The organism is Archangium lansingense (genome assembly GCF_026626635.1).
Taxonomy (GTDB): Bacteria; Myxococcota; Myxococcia; order Myxococcales; family Myxococcaceae; genus Archangium; species Archangium lansingense.
The window spans coordinates 9,561,141-9,580,021 of the sequence record NZ_JAPNKA010000001.1 but is presented as its reverse complement, the minus strand read 5'-3'; the positions used below and the strand labels follow the sequence as shown (position 1 = coordinate 9,580,021).

At 68.1% G+C, this 18,881-nt stretch carries 14 protein-coding genes; 9 read left to right on the top strand and 5 right to left on the bottom strand.

Translation table 11 applies throughout. The features are described from left to right. Position 1: 1 nt before the first annotated feature. From OV287_RS37925 to OV287_RS37915, 3 genes are all read right to left on the bottom strand, one after another. Positions 2–4,129 (bottom strand): protein kinase domain-containing protein, encoded by a 4,128-nt coding sequence (locus tag OV287_RS37925; RefSeq protein ID WP_267538921.1) that lies wholly within the window; start codon positions 4,127–4,129, stop codon positions 2–4. A 122-nt stretch (positions 4,130–4,251) separates the two neighbouring features. Beyond that, a complete protein-coding gene (locus OV287_RS37920) occupies positions 4,252–4,893 on the bottom strand; it encodes a hypothetical protein (protein WP_267538920.1) in 642 nt (213 codons plus the stop codon). Positions 4,894–4,908: 15 nt separating this feature from the next. Continuing rightward, positions 4,909–6,060 carry a hypothetical protein gene (locus tag OV287_RS37915; RefSeq protein WP_267538919.1) on the bottom strand — a complete coding sequence of 384 codons (1,152 nt, stop codon included), beginning with the start codon at positions 6,058–6,060 and terminating at the stop codon, positions 4,909–4,911. Between the two features lie 224 nt (positions 6,061–6,284). Here OV287_RS37915 and OV287_RS37910 point away from each other — a divergent pair, with 224 nt between their 5' ends. The 4 genes from OV287_RS37910 to OV287_RS37895 all read left to right on the top strand — a co-directional run bounded on the left by OV287_RS37910 (position 6,285) and on the right by OV287_RS37895 (position 11,444). Beyond that, positions 6,285–7,337 (top strand): saccharopine dehydrogenase family protein, encoded by a 1,053-nt coding sequence (locus tag OV287_RS37910; RefSeq protein WP_267538918.1) that lies wholly within the window; start codon positions 6,285–6,287, stop codon positions 7,335–7,337. A 92-nt stretch (positions 7,338–7,429) separates the two neighbouring features. Next, positions 7,430–9,595: an FAD-dependent oxidoreductase gene (locus OV287_RS37905; protein ID WP_267538917.1), complete on the top strand. Its 2,166-nt coding sequence runs from the start codon at positions 7,430–7,432 to the stop codon at positions 9,593–9,595. 191 nt (positions 9,596–9,786) lie between these two features. Continuing rightward, positions 9,787–10,395 (top strand): hypothetical protein, encoded by a 609-nt coding sequence (locus OV287_RS37900; RefSeq protein WP_267538916.1) that lies wholly within the window; start codon positions 9,787–9,789, stop codon positions 10,393–10,395. Positions 10,396–10,406: 11 nt separating this feature from the next. Next, positions 10,407–11,444, top strand: coding sequence for a polyprenyl synthetase family protein (locus OV287_RS37895; protein ID WP_267538915.1), 1,038 nt, complete (start codon positions 10,407–10,409; stop codon positions 11,442–11,444). Between the two features lie 12 nt (positions 11,445–11,456). On the opposite strand, the gene msrB is transcribed toward OV287_RS37895, so the two are convergent. Continuing rightward, positions 11,457–11,879, bottom strand: coding sequence for a peptide-methionine (R)-S-oxide reductase MsrB (msrB, locus tag OV287_RS37890; RefSeq protein ID WP_267538914.1), 423 nt, complete (start codon positions 11,877–11,879; stop codon positions 11,457–11,459). 328 nt (positions 11,880–12,207) lie between these two features. On the opposite strand from msrB, the gene OV287_RS37885 reads away from it, so the two are divergent. The 5 genes from OV287_RS37885 to OV287_RS37865 all read left to right on the top strand — a co-directional run bounded on the left by OV287_RS37885 (position 12,208) and on the right by OV287_RS37865 (position 17,549). Continuing rightward, positions 12,208–12,624 (top strand): ribosome-binding factor A, encoded by a 417-nt coding sequence (locus OV287_RS37885; RefSeq protein WP_267538913.1) that lies wholly within the window; start codon positions 12,208–12,210, stop codon positions 12,622–12,624. Next, the gene (locus OV287_RS37880) at positions 12,621–13,772 is read left to right on the top strand and encodes an RtcB family protein (protein ID WP_267538912.1); all 1,152 of its coding nucleotides are present in this window, start codon (positions 12,621–12,623) and stop codon (positions 13,770–13,772) included. Before OV287_RS37885 ends, OV287_RS37880 begins: the two co-directional genes overlap by 4 nt. A 500-nt stretch (positions 13,773–14,272) precedes the next feature. Then, positions 14,273–14,737 (top strand): (2Fe-2S)-binding protein, encoded by a 465-nt coding sequence (locus OV287_RS37875; RefSeq protein WP_267538911.1) that lies wholly within the window; start codon positions 14,273–14,275, stop codon positions 14,735–14,737. 2 nt (positions 14,738–14,739) lie between these two features. After that, positions 14,740–16,965 carry a xanthine dehydrogenase family protein molybdopterin-binding subunit gene (locus tag OV287_RS37870; RefSeq protein WP_267538910.1) on the top strand — a complete coding sequence of 742 codons (2,226 nt, stop codon included), beginning with the start codon at positions 14,740–14,742 and terminating at the stop codon, positions 16,963–16,965. A 179-nt stretch (positions 16,966–17,144) separates the two neighbouring features. Continuing rightward, entirely contained in the window at positions 17,145–17,549 is a 405-nt protein-coding gene (locus tag OV287_RS37865) for a c-type cytochrome (RefSeq protein ID WP_267538909.1), read from the top strand. Positions 17,550–17,576: 27 nt separating this feature from the next. Here OV287_RS37865 and OV287_RS37860 read toward each other — a convergent pair whose 3' ends face one another. Then, entirely contained in the window at positions 17,577–18,869 is a 1,293-nt protein-coding gene (locus tag OV287_RS37860; protein ID WP_267538908.1) for a phospholipase C/P1 nuclease family protein, read from the bottom strand. Between the last annotated feature and the right edge of the window lie 12 nt (positions 18,870–18,881).

The window sequence follows — 18,881 nt, the reverse complement described above, 5'->3', positions numbered from 1 at the left end:
GTCATCCTGGCGTCGTCCCTGGGGTGGGAGCGTGGCCCGAGAGCCCGGCCAGCAGCTCCTGGGCGCTCCGATAGTCCCGGAGGCTGGCATCCGCCGAGACTCCGCCGAGGACCTCCGAGAGGAGCTCGCGGGCCTTCTGCTCCTCGCCGGATTGAGACAGGAGCCGGGCCAGGCTCGCGGCGGAGCGCAGCGCATGGAGTGCCGCGCCGGATTGCCGGGCCAGGGTGAGCGCCTGCTCAAAGGAGGCCCGTGCCGCTTCCGTCTCTCCCTTCCGGAGCTGGAACTCTCCCTGGAGCCACAGCAGGTCCGGGTGTGCCCGGCGCGCCAGCAAAGGCTCGAGCACCTTCAGCCCCTCCTTCACGGCGGCCTGTCCTTCGTCGATGCGTCCGCTCACGAGATACGCCTTGATGAGACACACCAGGCACGTGGGGTACATGACGAGCGCGCCCATGGCCTGGATGAGCGCGAGGCCCTGCTGGATGATGGGGATTCCCTTCTCGGCGTCTCCGAGCCGGGCGGAGGCCCAGCCCAGGACGCAATAGCCAATCGCCAGCGTGGACAGGAACCCGTTCCCAGCGGAGACGGCGATCAGCCGGTTCGCCATGTCGAGCGCCGCCTCGGGCTCCTCCACCTCGTACTCGATGGAAGCACAGAACGAGAGCGTGACCGCGACGGCATACGGGTGCTGCATCGCCTCGGCCAGCGCGAGCGCCTCCTGGTAGGCCGCGCGGGCCCGGGAGATGTTTCCCAGCATCGACTCGGTGAAGGCCTCGTACAAGGGCGTATAGAGCACCTGTTCGGAGAAGTAGCTCTCGCTGCCACCGCCGCGGATGCGCGCCAGGGTCTCCAGCGGGTGCTCCCGGCGGATCAGCCCTTTCGCCAGGGTGCAGTGCCGCAGGGCCTTGGCATAGGCACCTCGCCAGAACTCCAGCGAACCGAGCGCGGCGTGGATGACCACCTGGGTGGTGGGATCATCATGGGTCTCGAGGATGCGAAGGAAGCGCGCTTCCACCCGGGCTGCGTCCTCGCGGTTGCCCCGCACCAGCGCGACGACCCAGATTCCCCAGACCACGGACAGGGGGACGTCGCCGTACCGTTCGCAGAGCTCCTGGGCGCGTGTGTAGACCTCCTCGACCTCCTTGGCGGCGTAGCCCTTCGTCGCGACGAGTGCCTGGCCGAGCTCGACCAGCAGGGCGATCTCCCGCTCGTTCCTCTCTTTCGACGCTGGCAGGAGCGCCAGTTGCTCCAGGGCTCGGGATAGGTGGCTGATGGCCTCGGGGAGGGCGGACTTCGCCGCGGCCCGCTGACCGGCCCGCTGCAACAGCGTCACCGCTTGCTCCGCGAGCCCCGCACGGATGGCGTGGTTCGCGAGCAGCTCCGGCTGTTCCTGTGCCATCGCGGGGAAGCGCTCGCTCAGCACGTGGAAGATGCGGGTGTGGTAGTGCTTGCGCGTGCTCCGTGGCAGGGACTGATAGGCCGCGTCCTGGACGAGTGCGTGTTTGAAGGCATACGTCATGTGGGGTGGCCAGCCCTGTTGGAAGAGCAACCCGGCCTGCTCGAGCTGCTCGAGGTCCCGTTGCAGCTCGTCCTCCGAGAGGAAGGAGATGGCGCGGAGCACCTCTTGGCCGAACTCCCGGCCCAGCAGGGCGGCGAGCTGCGCCAGCGCTTTCGTCCGGGACGGGAGTTGGTCGAGCCGGGCCAGGAGCAGCTCATGCAGGGTGGCTGGAATGGGGAGGGGACCGGCCTCCATCGCGTGCCCGGCCGTGCCACGCTGCTCCAACACCATTCGGGTCATCTCCTCGACGAAGAGGGGGATGCCATCTGCCCTGGCCACGAGCTGTTCGAGCGCCTCGGCCGGCAGTGTTTTGCCCTGGGCTGTCTCTCGCGCCAGCGTGGCGGTGTCCTGGGGTGAGAGGGGCGCGAGCTGCAGCTCGTGGTAGCCGGGATGCTCCGCCCAGGTCTGGGTGAGCCCGGGCCGGGCGGTGAGCAGGACGCAGATCCGAAGCTGCTCGAGGCGCGCCAGGAGGACGCCGAGGAACTGGAGGGTGGACGGATCGGCCCAGTGCACATCCTCCACCACGAAGACGAGGGGCCGGTTCTCGGTGAGCCGTTGGAGGAGGGCCGAGACGGCCTGGACGCCGCGCTCTCTCTGACGCTCAGGAGGCAGGAGGAGGAAGGGCGCGCTCTCGGAGAGCGGCAGGGAGAGGAGCGAGGCGAGCGGCGGCACGTGCTCCGGGGGCAGGCCGATGGCGGCGCTACGCTCCTCCAGCATTCGTAGCTTCTGCTGGGCGCTGTCCTGGGGGGAGATCTCCAGGAAGCGCTGGAGCCAGTCGATGAGCGGGTAGAAGGCGCTGCTCTTGAATTGGGGCCAGCACTGGCACCGCGCCCACGTGCTCGAGCCGGGAGGCTCCTGATCATGCAGCTCTTGGATGAGGCGGGACTTGCCGATGCCTGCCTCGCCCTGGAGCAGGATGAAGGCGCCGTGCTCGCGCGCGGCCTCTTCGCGCAGCAGGGCCAGGCGTTGCAGCTCCCGCTCCCGTCCCACCAGCGGGGTCAGGGGGCCCACGACGAGCGCACGATCGAATCGCGTCACGTTCCGGCGTTCCTGGAGCACGCGGTGGACGCCGATGGTCTGGGTCCCCGAGAGACCCGCGAGGTTTCGCTGGCCCAGCGGCCGGGTCTGGAAACGGCCTCGCACGAGCGGATAGGTCCGGTCGCTGATGAGCACCGTGTTCGGCTCTGCCTGCATCGCCAGCCAGGAGGAGATCCTCGGGGCCTCGCCCTGCATGGCAGGGAGCATGCCCTGGAGCTCGGGCATGACGTTGGCCAGAGCCACCAGGTCGGTGTGGATGCCCACGCGCACGGACAGGCCGTGACGCCACATGCATAGCAACTCTCGCGGGAGCTGCTCTGTCTGCTGCAGCGCCGCGCGGACCGCATGCTCCGCATCATCCTCCCCAGCGCGGGGGTAGCCGAAACACGCGAGCACCTCGCCTCCGACGGCCGTGGTGATGGCTCCGCCGTGCTGGTGGATGATGCGCGTGCAGGTGCGGTGGAAGGCTGCCTCCAGCTCGCTGGAGTCCTCGGGATCCATCCATCCACCGTCAGCGGGAGTGAGCATGAGCTGGCAGGACACGAGGGTGACAGGACGCCGCTCGGCCTGGGCCTTCGGGCGCTCGGGCCGGAGGGCGAGGCGCTCCTGCAACTCGCACAGCCCCTTGAGCAGCTCGGAGCCGTCCGAGGGGCGCTGCGTCGGATTCTTCTCCAGGGCCGAAGCGACGAGCTGATCCACCTCTTGGGGCAGCTCGGGGCGGCGCTCGCGCACCCGGGGCATCGGGCTGGCGGAGATGACGTGTGCTCGGAGCTCCAGACGTGTCGACAGCGGGAAGGGGAGCTCGCCGGTGAGCAACTCGAAGAGGAGGACGCCGCAGGACCAGATGTCGTCGCGAGCCTGAGGCGGGGCCTGCCTCCACTGCTCCGGAGACATATAGGGCGGTGTTCCCGTGCCACTCGGTTCACTCGCGGAGGCGGTGCCGATCAGCAACCGCGACAGGCCGAAGTCGAGCAGCTTGGCCCGGCCCGTGGAGAGGATGAAGACGTTGCCTGGCTTGAGGTCCAGGTGGACGAGGTGGCGCTCGTGTGCATGCGTCAGTCCCGCCGCCACGTCGATCATGATGCCAAGGGCTCGGGGCAGGCCGAGCCTCTCCCGACGCAGGAGGGACTGAAGGGTCTCCCCCTCCAGGTGCTCCATCACGAGGAATGGAATCTTGAACGGGGAGAGGCCGCTTGCCTGGCGGAACCCGGTGCTCCACAGGGACACGTCGTGGATCCGGACGATGTTGTCATGGTCTAGCCGCGCCGTTGCCTGGGCCTCCTCGCGGATGAGCAACCCCACCTCCTGCTGGGAGATTTGCAGGAAGGAGAGGAGGAACTTCAGGGCGACCGTGCGTTGCAGCTCATGGTCCAGGGCTCGGAAGACGCGCCCCATGCCTCCTTCGCCGATCAGATCGAGGATCTCGTATCGACTCCCATCCAGGCCACCCAACCGCTCTCCCAGGACGGGCATGGGAACCGGGGGAGCTTGTTGGGACAGCTCCCGAAGGAATGAATCCTCCAGTTCGGAATCCACGTGCGAGGTGGACTCCCTCATGGGGAATGATGCGGGGTGCTCTTCATTTCCGATGGCGTTTCCCATCTCGTGTCCCAACCTGGCGATGGCCTGCTCGCGAGATGGCTTGCCCGCCACGTGTCCTACGGCAACGTGGGCTCTTCGAAGAGGGCACAGATGATCGCGAGGGGGCGGCGTTCTGATCCTTCCCTGGCGAAAACGGCGCCCACGTAGAAGCCCGGGAAGATGCCCTTCTGCTCGCGCACGCTCTTGCCCCTGCCGATATCGACCAGGGTCACCACCACCCGGTCTCCTTCCAGCGAGAGACGGGCCCGGACGTGCGCCTGGGCGGAGATCGTGCGGCTTCCCAAGGGCGGTGGACCTCCCGCCAGGATGTCATCTCCAGCACGGTAGAGATCGCTCACCTCCGTTGTGACGCCGGGAGGGAGGAAGATGTTCGTCGGTGCGTCGCCTGGGGGGCTGAACTCGGCATCTCCATCCACGACGAAGAGCAGAGTAGGGAGCTGTTTCGCCTGCCCCGCGGCCAACTGGAACGGCACGGCCGCCAGGTCGAGCCACGAGTCCAACATTCCAACGGTGTCTTGAATCCACTGGGCGGAGTCGTAGGTCCCTGCTCTCGCCTTCTGGAGGATACCGGTCCAGCGGCCGAGCTGGTCCGCGAAGAAGGTGGTGGAAGCTTTCAGGATCTCGTCCAGGTGGCGGACGGCGGTGGTGGTGCCCGTGGCGGAAGGGGCTGCAGTGGTACCACCGATCGGCGTCGTCATCGCGGGCTCCTTTGTCTAGCAATAGAGTTTCTTGACGAGCTCGTTCATCCAGAGCCCCACCACGACGGGCGCCAGAAGAGAGAGGATTTGACCGGAGCCCAGGGGGGCCGGAGTAAGAATCCGCCTGTCCAGGAGGTCCGAGTAGCGGATGTTCTTCACGGTGCGGAGCTTGAAGCGGGCTCCCCCGGGGAGCGGGTTGCGGATCGGCTCGACGGTCTGGAAACCGACGTCAACGTCGATGCCCCTGTCGAACGACACCACGAACAACTCGCTGCCCTCACACGAGAAGAGTGAGAACTGCATGTCGATCTTCTGTTTGGCCGCATCCACCTTGTAAACGATGTTGAGGAAGTTCCGGAACGAGGCGACGCGGAACGTGTTCCAGTTCCACTCGACGTGCTCGAAGAGGAACCCCTCCCAATCTGTTCCTCTCGGAGCCGCATCGGCGGTCGGGAAAGGCACGAAGTCGCGCCCGTCCGGGGAGAGATTCACCTGGAAGCATTCAGGCCAGAAGGGCGAGGGGCCCCAGCTTCGGGGATCGAGGGTTTGTGCCAGCAGCGCGAAGTCGCATCTGGATTCCGAGGGGATATCCACGGTCGTGACCAACGTGTTCAGGTCCACCGTGCTCTCGGGCTTCTGCGCACGAAGCAGCGCGGCCTCTGCGACGAAGCGCGCCCGGGCCTCCTGCTGGGCGGGCGCTTCGGCTGTCAGGCCCAGCACGTCGAGGAGCATCTTCCGGAGGCCCTTCTCCCGAGTCGGATAGGGGGGATAGGCCAGGGGCGCGGGGGGCGCTTCCTGCGCTGGAGGTTCCGCGAGCGTCGTGCTGCCGAGGTCGCCATAGATGACGTTCCTGATGTCGTCGTAGCTCAGGTCGCGGTCCTGGATGCCGGGTGTCCTCTCCCTGAAGCTCTGAGTGAGCCCCCTCCGGAAGTCCGTGGGATCCCCCACCTCCATGCCCAGGAGTTGAGCGAGCGGAGGGATGAACTCGTCTCGCTGCTCGACGAGCACCGCGGAGGTCAGCTTGAACTCCGCGGTGGCGCTTGCTTCCGCGGTCAGTCTTCCGGGGAGCTGATGAATCAGCTCAATGGCTTTCGAGAGGGGGAGCGGCTGCATCTCCGGAGGGAGGGCCAACGAGGCATCGCCTCGGGGGTCCGTGTGCAGGAACACGCTGAGCAGGCTCGCTCGGTATTCATGGACACCGGGGTCCCGCTCCGGGAGGAAACTGTCGGATTCGGATAGTCGTATGACACCCATCAAGCCCTGCCATCGCGCACGCTCGGGCCACGCCCGAGGTCAACTAAGTAGAAAATGAGTCAGGTTGGCGGGTTCTCAAGTGCCGGGCGGGCGACGGGACGTGTGTCCTGCCGTAGGTTGGTGGCGGGGGGAACTTGATGCCGACCACCCATCCCTTCCTTCTCTACGGGGCCACGGGCTACACGGGCCGCTTGCTGGCACGGGCTGCGAACGAGCGTGGGCTGCGCCCCATCCTGTGCGGGAGGGATGAGCCCCGGCTCGCGGCCATGGCTTCGGAACTGGGGCTGGAGTACCGGGTGGCTCGTCTGGACGACGGTCTGGACGAGGCCCTGCGGGGAGTCCAGGTCGTCCTTCATGCCGCGGGGCCGTTCTCCTCGACGTGCCGTCCCATGGTCGACGCCTGCCTGCGTGTAGGGGTCCACTATCTGGATCTCAGTGGAGAGGTAGCGGCCATCGAGGGCGTCTTCCAGCGGGGGGCCGAGGCTCGCCGTCGTGGAGTCATGCTCATGCCTGGGGCCGGGTTCGACGTCGTCCCGTCGGACTGTCTCGCGCTCCACCTGTCGCGCCAGGTGCGGGGGGCTCGGCGCCTCGTGCTGGGCATCTCCGGGCTCGAGACGATCTCTCGCGGCTCCTTCCGGACACTCGCCGAGGGCGCGGGGCAGTCCATCCTCATCCGCCGGGGTGGGAACATCCTCGGGATTGTCCCGGGCTCGCTCGAGCGCGAGCTCGATTTCGGCTCGGGGCCGCGGCCGAGCCTCGCCATGAGCTGGGGAGACGTCAGCTCCGCGTATTACTCGACGGGCATTCCGGACATCGAGGTGTACTGCGACGCCATCCCCGCCTTGCGAATGATGGTGATGGCGAACCGCTGGTTCGGGGGGGGGCTCGCTTCGGACGCGGGGCGCCTCGGGCTCGAGCTCCAGGCGCGGGCGCTTCCTGACGGTCCCACCGGCGAGCAGCGAGCTGGACGCCAGGGCGTCATCGTCGCGGAAGTGGAGGACGCCGCGGGCCGTCGCCTCCGCGGGCGCCTGCGCACTCCAGAGGCCTATGGGTTCAGCTGTACGACCGCGCTGGCGCTCGTCGAGCGCGTGCTGGCGGGAGACCTGGAGACGGGAGCCCAGACTCCGGCGCGAGTCTATGGCCCGGACTTCGTGCTCTCGTTCGCGGGTGTCTTGCGGGAGGAGTTTTGACTGCCCTGGAGTGCAGGGGGCGTTGGAAGATGGACGCTCAGGCGATGCGCTGGATTGACGGGCTTCGTGTCTGTCTTCTTGACTGAGAGGCGATGAGCAACGAGCGCCCCATCAACATCGCCGTCATCGGAGGCGGTTGCGCGGGCATCGCCGCCGCGTTCGAGCTGACGAGACCCGAGCACCAGGGCCGCTATCGCGTCACCGTGTACCAGCTCGGCTGGAGGCTGGGAGGCAAGGGGGCGTCGGGCAGGGGAGCGGCGGATCGCATCCAGGAGCATGGCCTGCACCTGTGGATGGGGTTCTACGAGAACGCCTTCCGGTTGATTCGCGAGTGTTACGCGGAGCTGAAGCGCGACCCGGCCACCTGCCGCATCGCCGACTGGCGCGACGCCTTCACTCCCGATCACTTCAACGGCCTGGCGGACTGGTCCCAGAGTGGAGGCTGGTCACCCTGGACGGCACGGATGCCCCCCTTCGACGGGCTGCCTGGTGATTCCGGCAACGAAGTCCCCCGGTGGACCATCGCAGACTATCTGGCGAGGAGCCTGGAACTGGTGCGCGCCCTGGTGCTGACGGTGCAGGAGACCACCAGCGGCACAGTGCCTGATACGCAGCAGAGCCCGGCGGGAGTGGGGACTCCGGAAGCGTTGCTGGAGTCGATGTCGAGCCTCCTCAAATACGGGCAGTTCGCCACGCTCGCAGCGGTGGTTGAAGCCCTGGGCATGATGGAGCTCGCGCTCGGGACACTGCGCCGCTACCCGGAGAACCTGCTCCTCCGCTTCCATGATGCGGTGGCGGCAGCGCTACGTGAGCGCTTCGCGAAGCTGGTGGAAACGGACGACAAGCTTCGCCGCCTCTGGGAGATTATCGACATGATGCTGGCGGTCGTCCGCGGGGGACTCCGCTTCCGCCTGCTGACCGATCCCCGGGGCTTCGACGCCATCGACGATTACGACTGTCGGGAGTGGCTGCGGCTCAACGGGGCTTCCGAGGGGACGATCAACGGCGCCTTCGTTCGAGCGCTCTACGATCTCACCTTCGCCTACGAGGATGGGGACGTGAAGAGGCCTCGGGTCGCCGCCGGACAAGGGTTGCGCGGCGCGTTCCGGGCCTTCTTCACCTACCGGGGCGCCTTCTTCTGGAAGATGCAGTCGGGGATGGGGGACGTGGTGTTCGCTCCCTTCTACGAGGTGCTGAAGCGGCGAGGTGTCCGCTTCGAGTTCTTCCACCGCTTGGAGGACGTCCGGCTCGTGGCGCCCGAGCGGCTCTCGCCGGGCGAGCGCCCCTACGTGGAAGCGCTCGACTTCGACGTGCAGGCCGAGGTCGTGGGAGGAGGGGAGTACCAACCCCTGGTGGACGTGCGCGGGCTGCCCTGTTGGCCCGCGGCTCCTGACTATCGGCAGCTCGTGGAGGGCGAGCGGCTCCAGCAGGAGGGCTGGCAGTTCGAGTCACACTGGGACCGGCGCAAGGCGAGGACGCGGACGCTGCGCGTGGGAGAGGACTTCGACCTCGCCATCCTCGCCATCGGTGGTGGGGCGATTCCCTATGTCTGCAAGCAATTGGTGGAGAGGGATCCGCGCTGGCGCTCCATGGTCGAGCGCGTCAAGACCGTGCCGACCCAGGCCTGTCAGCTTTGGATGCGCGCGAGCATGAGCGAGCTCGGCTGGAATGAACCGCCCATCAATGTCTCGGGCTTCGTCGAGCCCTTCGACACCTGGGCGGACATGTCGCATCTGGCCTCGGAGGAGAGCTGGTCCCAGCCTCCCGCGGCGATCGCCTACTTCTGCAATGTGTTGCCAGATGTTCCCGAGGAGGAGCGGCTTCGTCCCGCCTTCCCTCAGGAGCAGCACGAGCGGGTCCGGCGCAACTGCGTCCAGTTCCTCCAGCGCGACATCGTCCACCTGTGGCCCCAGGCCCATGGGGTCTCTGGCGGGTTCCGGTGGGACCTGCTGATGGATGCCCGGGAAGCGCCGGATGCTGGCGTGAGCAACCAGGGCGAGGCCCGCTTCACCTCTCAATACTGGACCGCCAACGTGAATCCCACGGACAGGTACACCCTCTCGCTGCCCGGAAGCCTGAAGTTCCGCATCTCGCCGCTGGACAACACCTACGACAACCTCACCGTCGCGGGTGACTGGACGGACTGCGGCTTCAACCAGGGGTGTGTCGAGGCCGCCGTGATGTCAGGGCGGCTGGCGGCTCATTCCATCTCGGGCGCGCCTCGGCTGGAGGAGATCGTGGGGTTCGATCACCCGTGAGCACCATGGATCCTCGAGAGAGAGCAAAGAAGCCGGAGCCCCAGCGTACGCAGCCCATCCGGAGCTGGAGCGTGTTGTTCCCGGGCACGCCACCGCCGGGAGCAACTCCCCCCTCGGGAGCAACTCCTCCGCCAGGAGGGACTCCCTCACCAGGTGAGCCCGTCTCCCGAGGCGTGGAGATGGGTTATCGGGTGATTGAGGAGTATCTGCGCCAGGGTCAGAACGTGGCACGCGCGGTGGGGATTCCCTCCCTCGGGGGTGCTCCGGCCGATGATGGGCTCCAGAACCGCATGGGCGCGATGCTCCGGAGCTTCACGGACTTCGCCAGTCTGTGGATGGATTTGATGGGCAAGATGAGCGCGGGTGGTGCCGCGGCCTCTGCTCCGGGTGCCGCGCCCCCGGTGGGGACGGCAGGTCCCTTTGCAGCAGGCGTTCGCCCAGAGGCTCCTGAGCCCCCGAAGGCTGTGGCGCCGGAACCCCAGGTTGCCCCAGCGCCCCAGGTCGTGGCGCCGCTGGTACTCACGCTCGATATCGAATCGCCCCGGCGCGTCGAGGTCTCGATCGAGCTCCGCCCGCGGTCCTCGGGTCTGCCGCTCGTGGTTCACGACCTGCGCGCTCCCGAGCCGGACAAGCCGCGCATTACGGGTGTGAGGCTCGAGGGCGTGCCCGAAGAGGAGCGGATGGTTCTCTGCCTCCGGGTCGCGGAGGAGCATCCTCCCGGGGTCTACAGCGGGCTCATCCTCGATGAGCGGACGAGCCTTCCGCGAGGCACGCTCACCGTGCGGATTCCTCCCCGGTGACCGGAGGTCTCATGCCCACCACGGCCACATCGGCGCGGGTCCGGGAGACGCTCGAGGAGTACGGTGCCGCGGCCCGGGCGCGCATGCGGGAGTACCTGCGGGACAGACAGTCCCACCACGCGTTCTACGAGCTCGTCTCGGACTATCCCGAGCGGGGAGGGCGGTCACTTCGCGCCAGCCTCTGTCTGGCCACCGCGCGTGCCTTTGGGGCCGAGCCCACGGCGGCTCTCAACTCGGCCGTGGCGCTCGAGCTTCTCCACAATGCGTTCCTGGTCCACGACGACCTGGAGGACGAGAGCGAGGAGCGGCGTGGACGTCCGACCCTGCACCTGCGTCACGGGGCTCCTCTGGCCATCAACGCCGGAGATGCCTTGGCCGTCCTGAGCCTGCGCCCGCTCATCGACAACGTGGGCACGTTGGGCTCACGGCTCGCCCTGCGGATCCTCGAAGAAGCGGAGCGGATGGCGCGCGAGTCCGTCGAGGGACAGGCGCTGGAATTGTGGTGGCGCCAGCACCACGTCATCGACCTCGGTGAGGCCGACTATCTGCGGATGGTTCTGAAGAAGACCTGCTGGTACACCACCATCTACCCGATGCGCGTTGGAGCCCTCATCGGCACCCGGGATGGCGTGGAGCTGGACGGCTACCTCCACTTTGGCTTCTTCGTCGGCGCCGCCTTCCAGATTCAGGATGATCTCCTGAACCTCGTGGGAGACGAGGCGAGCTACGGCAAGGAGCGTGATGGGGACATCTGGGAGGGCAAGCGCACGTTGATGCTCATCCATCTGCTTAATGCGATGGAGCCCGAGGCGCGGGCCCGGCTCGCCCGGGTGCTCGAGAGGCCACGAGTCGAGCGGACCCGGGAGGAGGTCCAGTGGGTTCGGGAGCAGATGGACCGGTACGGTTCCATCGACTACGCCCGGCAGGTCGCCCACGGACTGGCCGGGGCGGCCCTGCACGAGTTCGCGCTCGCCTTCGCCGATGTGCCGGATTCACCGGACAAGGACTTCCTCGCGGCGCTGCCCACCTGGGTCATCGAGCGGGCCTGAGCGTCTGCCCACTTACTTCGTGACGAGCTGGATGGGTTGGCCTTCCGGCACGTGCTTCATCGCCACCGAGTTCATGCAGTAGCGCAGCCCGGTGGGCGGCGGACCATCTGGGAACACGTGTCCCAGGTGGCCATCGCACCGGCCGCAACGCACCTCCGTGCGCAGCATGCCGTAGGAGCGATCCTGGTACTCCGTCACCGCGTCCGGCTGGAGGGGTTGGGTGAAGGAGGGCCAACCGGTGCCGGACTCGAACTTCACGCCGGACTTGAACAGCGGGTTGCCGCAGCCGGCGCAGACGTACGTGCCGAGCGTCTTCGTCCCGAGGAAGCACCCGCTGCCGGGCCGCTCCGTGCCATGGTGCCTCAACACCTGGTACTCCTCCGGTGTCAGGCGCTTGCTCCACTCCTCGTCGCTGAGGATGAATTTGTCGACCATGTCGTCATCCTGCTGTCCGCCCTGTCCGGGAGCAATCGTTCCTTGCGGTGTGGCGCTCGGGGATTGACACATGGTGTGCGTGTGCCCATCCTGGGCGAACGGCTCGCGCGGATTCTCCTTTGCGCGGCGGGAGGTGTGCCATGGGACGTGTCGAAAACGGTGTCTCTGGTCTCTCCACGCTGCCGCTCGTGTAGCCGGGCGCGTTCCGTCTCACCGCTGAACGGACCCGTTGGCTCCGGTGCTCGGGCACCGGCGTGGAGCCTCGTCTTTTCTGACTGATGGCGCCGTGCCCCTGTGCGGGTGCGGCGTCCAGGGAACCGTTCGCTCCATGAGCTCGAAGCCTCGTCGTCCCCGCGCGTCGCACCGTCGCGCGGGTGCTGATTCCTTTTCGTCTGAAGAACCCTCCATTCCGGCGCGCCACCTGCGCCTCCAGTCCACCCTCTTCGAGGAGGTGTCCCTCCTGTTCCGAGGTGAGCTGTCCGACCCATTGCTCGAGGGCGTCACGGTGACGACGCTCGAGCTGTCCCCGGACGGCCGCCATGCCCGTATTGGCTTCACCCTTCCGCCCGAGCGCCAGGAGTCCGGCCCCGCTCCGGTGGAGGAGGCCCTCGAGCGCGCCAACGGCTACATCCGCTCGCAGCTCGCACTGGGCCTGAACCTCAAGCGCGTCCCGCACTTGCGCTTCATCTGCGTGGGCGTGGCGCCGCGCATGCTGGCCTCCACCGGGGAAGGAGACGAGTCATGATGCCTCGTGTCCTCGAGAGCCCGCCCGGGGCCCTTCCCATCCTCGCGTGGGCCCGCGAGGTCCCGCCGGGCGCGGTGAAGCAACTGCAGCACATCGCCAGCCAGCCGTACGTGGTGGAGCACGTGGCGGCGATGCCAGACGTCCACGTCGCTCAGGGCGTGGCCGTGGGGACCGTCTTCGCCACCGAGCGCACCGTTGTCCCGGGCGCGCTGGGAGGAGACCTCGGGTGCGGCGTCAGCGCTCATCGATTCGCCTTCCCAGCGGCGTCGCTCGGGCGGGCGGACCTGGAGCGGTTGCTGTCGGCCATCGCGCGCCGGGTGCCGGTGGGAGATGCGGTGCACCGGGGCGCGGGCCTGTCCCTGCCACCGGAGCTCCAGGCAGCGAGTCTCTCCACCCACCGGCTCCAGAAGGACTGGGAGCGCCTTGCGCCGCGGCATCTCGCCACGCTCGGGGGCGGCAACCACTTCCTCGAGCTGGACCGTGACGCCGGGGGAGACCTGTGGCTGCTCATCCATACGGGCTCGCGGGGCGTGGGGGGCGCCATTGCCTCGCACCACCTGCGGGTGGCCGCCGCTGTGGGAGAGGGCTCGTTGCCAGGCCTGCGCACGGACTCCCCCGAGGGGGCTGCGTGCCTGGCGGACATCGCCTGGGCCTGCCGCTTCGCTCGAGCCAACCGCGACGTGCTCGCCGCGCTAGCGGTGGAGGTGTTGGCCGAGGCGCTCGGCTGCGAGCCGGGCGCGAGCGTGGACGTGCACCACAACTACGTGGCGGAGGAGGCGCACCTGGGAAGGGTGCTGCTCGTCCACCGCAAGGGCGCGGTGGGGCTCGAGGAGGGGCAGAAGGGCCTCATCCCTGGCTCGATGGGGACAGCCTCGTACGTGGTGGAAGGGAGGGGAGAGGCGAGGGCCTTCCGCTCCTGCTCACACGGAGCAGGGCGGGTGCTCACGCGGAGCGAGGCCCGGGCTCGCATCCGCCCGGCGGCGCTGGAGCAGGCGCTGCGCCGGGTGGTGTTCGACCAGGGCCGGGTGGAGGACCTGGTGGAGGAGGCACCGGCCGCCTACCGCGACATCGCGGAGGTGCTGGAGGATGAAGCGGAGCTGGTGACGCCCGTCCTGCGGCTCACGCCCATCGCTGTGCTCAAGGGCTGAGTGTTACCGTCTCCGCGCCGTACAGACCAGTTCCTGGGAGCACACGTGCGAGCGACAATCGTGGGTGGTTTGCTAGCGGTAGGGCTGTTCGCAGTCGGCTGTGGCGGCGCTGATGCCAGCGTGGAGGAGCCGTCCGGCCTCGCTGAAGAGGCCGGTACGGTTCACGCGGCGTCTACATGTCAGAGTTGCTGGGATCAGTATTACAGCTGCATGCGGATCGCGCACGGCGAGCTCGAAGAGGTGCAGGCCTGCGTCGAGGCGCGCATCGCATGTCTGGCGAGCTGCTCCTGAGTACAGCGCGCCTCGCGCCTCGGTGAGATGGGGCGTCCCGCGCCCGGTCGCTCGCACATACCGGGTGTAAGGGCTTTCCCCATACCGCCAGCCACAGGGCGCGGGCCCGTGTCAAAGAACGTTGGCCCGCGCCTTGTTCCCCGATATTCCTTCGTCGAGGATTCCACACTTCGGACGAGGCCCCCGCCTCGGGTCCGAAGGGAGGTCGCATGGCGCAGACACTGAAGGTGAATGGCAAGGATGTGACGGTTGAGGCGGAGCCCGGAACGCCTCTGCTCTGGGTGCTCCGCGAGAAGCTCGGGCTGCTTGGAACGAAGTTCGGCTGTGGTCAGGGCATGTGCGGGGCCTGCACGGTGCACATCAACGGCGCCGCGGTGCGCAGCTGTCTGATGCCCCTGGCGGCGGTGAGCGGCGAGGTCACGACGATCGAGGGCCTCAGCTCCGACAACAGCCACCCCGTGCAGCGCGCCTGGATCGAGGCCGATGCGCCCCAGTGTGGCTACTGCCAGTCCGGGCAGGTCATGGCCTGCGCCGCGATGCTCAAGGCCAAGGCTCAGCCCACCGACGCTGACATCTCGGCGGCCATGACGAACCTGTGCCGCTGCGGCACCTACGGCCGCATCCGCAAGGCCGTGAAGCTCGCCATCGAGCTCAACTCCGAGGAGAAGGCCTGATCATGAAGACCGACCAGGAGACGAACAACCCGGCAGGGCTCTCCCGCCGCTTCTTCGTGCAGTCGGGCGCCGCGACGTTCGCGGGACTCGTGCTCGGCTTCCACCTTCCCGCCAACCCGATGCGCCGCTCCGAGGCGTTCGCCGCCGGCGCCCCCGAGGGCAAGCTGGAGGCGAAGGACGCGCGGCTCAACACGTGGCTGCGCATCGCCCCGGACGGGCTCATCACCATCTACGTCGCCAAGAGCGAGATGGGCCAGGGCATCTTCACGTCGATGCCCATGCTCATCGCCGAGGAGCTCGAGGCCGACTGGAGCAAGATTCGCGTCGAGCCCGCCCCCTCGGACGTCGAGTTCAACTACACCGGCGCTCCTTTCGAGATCACCGGTGGCAGCATGAGCGTGCGCACCACCTGGGAGATCCTCCAGCGCATCGGTGCCACTGCCCGCCACATGCTGACCGCCGCAGCCGCCCAGAAGTGGGGCGTCCCCGCGGAGAGCTGCCGCGCCGAGCAGGGCCAGATCGTCCACGCGGCGACCGGCCGCAAGGCGGGTTTTGGTGAGCTGACCGCCGCTGCCGCCGCGCTGCCCGCCAGCGCCATCCCGAAGGAGCCGAAGCTCAAGGCGCCCTCCGAGTACAAGCTCGTGGGCAAGTCGGTGAAGCGGCTCGACACGCCCGCCAAGGTGTCGGGCAAGCCCATCTTTGGCATCGACGTCGTCGTGCCGGAGATGCGCTACGGGGCGGTGCGCCACTCGCCTGTCTTCGGCGGGGAGTGCGCGAACTTCGAGGCGTTGGCCAAGGGCATGCCCGCGGGCACGTCGCTGGCGAAGGTGACTGGTGGCATCGTCGCCGTCGCGGACAGCTGGTTCACGGCGAAGACGGTCGTCCTGGGCCTCGAGCCCAAGTGGACCAAGGGCGCCTCGGCCGGGCTGTCCTCGAAGGACATCGAGAAGAGGCTGCGCACCGCGGCGGGCGGCAAGAAGAACCCCGTGGCGGCAACGAAGGGCGAGGCCACCAAGGTTCTGGGCACGGCGAAGGTGAAGCTCGAGGCCGAGTACTCGACGCCCTTCCTGGCCCACACGCCGATGGAGCCCCTCAACGCCACGGCGCACGTCCGGCCGGACGGAATCGAGATCTGGGTGGGCACGCAGTCCCATACCCTCACCAAGCTCCTCGTCTCGCAGGCGACGAAGGTGCCTCAGGAGAAGATCGTCGTTCACACCACCTACCTCGGCGGTGGCTTCGGCCGGCGGGCGGAGAACGACATGGTGCTTCAGGCCGTCGAGGCCTCGAAGGCCGTGGGCAAGCCCGTCAAGCTCATCTGGTCCCGCGAGGAGGACGTGCAGCACGACTTCTACCGGCCGGCCAGCCTCGTGAAGATGCGGGCCGGGCTTGGTGAGGACGGCCTGCCCGTGGCCCTCACGGCGAGCATCGCCAGCCCCTCCATCATGCAGCGCTGGACGATGTTCGGCGGCCTCCCCAAGAGCGGCATCGACATGACGACGATCGAGGGCCTGGCCGACATGAAGTACGAGTGCCCGAACCTGCACGTCCAGACCGTCGCTGTCGACACGGGCGTGCCGGTGGGCTTCTGGCGCTCGGTCGGTTCCTCCCACAACGCCTTCTACGTGGAGAGCTTCATCGACGAGCTGGCGCACGCGGCGAAGCAGGATCCGTACAAGTACCGCCGTGCTCTGTTGGAGAAGTCGCACCCGCGCTTCGTGAAGGCGCTCGACACCGTGGCCCGGATGGCGAACTGGGAGACTCCGCCGGCGGAGGGCCGGTTCCGCGGCATCGCCATCGCGGAGAGCTTCGGGAGCATCGTCGCCGAGGTGGCCGAGGTGTCGGTCTCCGCGGAGGGTCAGCCCACCGTGCACAAGGTCTGGGTCGCGGTGGATTGTGGTCGGTACGTCAACCCCGACAACATCGCCGCCCAGATGGAGAGCGGTGTCGTCTACGGCCTGTCCGCCGCGCTGCGCGGGCAGATCACCCTGCGCAACGGACGCGTCGAGCAGAGCAACTTCCACGACTACTCGATGCTGGCGCCCCACGAGATGCCGGAGATCGCCGTGGAGATCGTCGAGAGCGGCGAGGCCCCGGGTGGCGTCGGAGAGCCTGGCACGCCGCCCATCGCCCCGGCCGTGACGAACGCCCTGTTCGCCGCCACGGGGACGCGCATCCGCAGCCTGCCCATCAGCAACCACAAGCTGACCGGCAAGAAGAAGGCGTGAGTGTCAGCGGGGAGGCGGGTCCCTCGCCTCCTCGTCACGCGAGGAGGCGGGCCCGTCTGGAGCGTCCCGGGTCCGGGCGGTCCACCTCGGGGCCCCGGGTACAATGACGACGAAGGGCCGGGAGTCTCAGCGCGCCATGCGCTGAGGCTCCGGGGTATTCAGCAGCCGAAGAGGAACTCATGAGCATGAAGTGGATGGGACTGATGTTGTCGGTCGTGGTGTCGGGCTCGGCGATGGGGGCCGAGACGCCCAAGGCCACACCGGAACTGCTCGAGAAGGGCAAGACCGCGTACACCTCTTATTGCCAGTCCTGTCACGGAGAGAAGGGCGAGGGGAACGGTCCGGCGGGCATGTACCTGGTGCCGAAGCCGCGCAACTTCGTGGCGGAGGCCTTCAAGAAGGGCAACAAGCCGGAGGAGATCTTCAAGACGATCACCACCGGCATTCCGGGGAGCACGATGGTCCCCTTCGCGAACCTCACCGAGCAGGATCGTTGGGCGCTCACCCACTACGTCCTCGAGCTCCAGAAGCAGGGCAAGCCGGCGGACGCGAAGGGCAAGAAGAAGGGCGCGACCAAGAAGTAGACGGGCTCGAGGGGCGAGCCCGCGTCCCTAGTTGTCGCCCCAGGTGAAGCCGGTCCCCAGGGTGAAGGTGACGCCCTGCGCCCAGGGGGCCGACTGGGGGGCGAACGCGCGGTACTGCGCCTCCGCGCTCAGGGAGACCCGGCCGAGCAGCGTGTGGAGACGCAGGCCGACGGGCACCTCCGGGTGGAGGCCGCCTCCCAGGGCGGACAGGCCCGCGCCCACCATGGCGCGCAGGTCGAGCCCTCGCGAGTAGCCGAGCTGCGCCGTCAGCAATGGCGGAGACAGCAGCGCGAGTGACCAGGCACCTGCCCCACTTCCTCCCGTGAGCGGATGGGCCAGGGCCCGCACGTAGCTGGCCGACAGCCCCATGGCCAGGGGGAGGGGAAACAGGGCTCGCACCCCCGCCACCGGTGCGGCGCCGCGCAACGTGGTGATGGCTCCTCCCTGCAGCTCCAGGGCAATCACCGGAGAGGGCTTCCATTGCGGCTTCGCGGCCTGCTCCCGAGCCTCGGCCAGGGTGATGAGCCGCTGCGTCGCATAAAGGAGGAAGGCGCGGGAGTAGGCCACGGCCGACTCGACCCGCGCGTCCACGAAGTCGTCATACGCCGAGGGGTCCACCTTCCACGTCCGTCCCTGCCAGCGCACCTCCTTCGAGTCGAAGGCATTCCCCACCACTCCATAACCGCCGAAGGCCCCTGGCCCGCGGGTGGAGGGCTCGGCCCAGAACGCGTTCCAGGGGATGGAACCCCCCTCCACGGGCAGCGAGCCCGTACGCACCACCTCCAGCGTCTCCCGAGCCAGGGCGAGCTGGGCATCTGCCCCGGAGAGCGGCTCCAGCTGCCGTCCCTCGGGGAACAGCGCCTGTCTCGCCGCGTGCTGCTCGAATCGATCCGACAGCCCGTGCATCACCGGCACCACGTGCATCGGCACCGCCATGTCCTGGATGTGGTGCACCAGGTGGCCGACGCGATCGAAGGCCCGCGCCAGGTCCCCGTTGCTCGCGGCCTCCTCGGCCTCCTCCCACAGCGCGCGCACGCGGGCTCCGGAGTCCTTGCGGAAGGAGGAGTCAAGCGACGTACCTGGGTGGAAGAAGTGGTGATAGCCCGTCCACTTGACGTGGAGGTTCAGGTCCTCCGCCCGGCTGCCCTCCACCACGGCGGCCCGGTGGGCTGCGAGCTCGGGGTGGCCGCCTTCCGCGAGCACCGCGTCAACGGAGGCCCGGGTCATCACCTCGTGATCTGGCACCGAGAAGGCACTTGCTCCCAGGGGCAGCATGAGGGCGAGCAGGGGCAGCAGCAGGCGAGCAGGGGTCTTGGGCATGGTGCGGAGCCA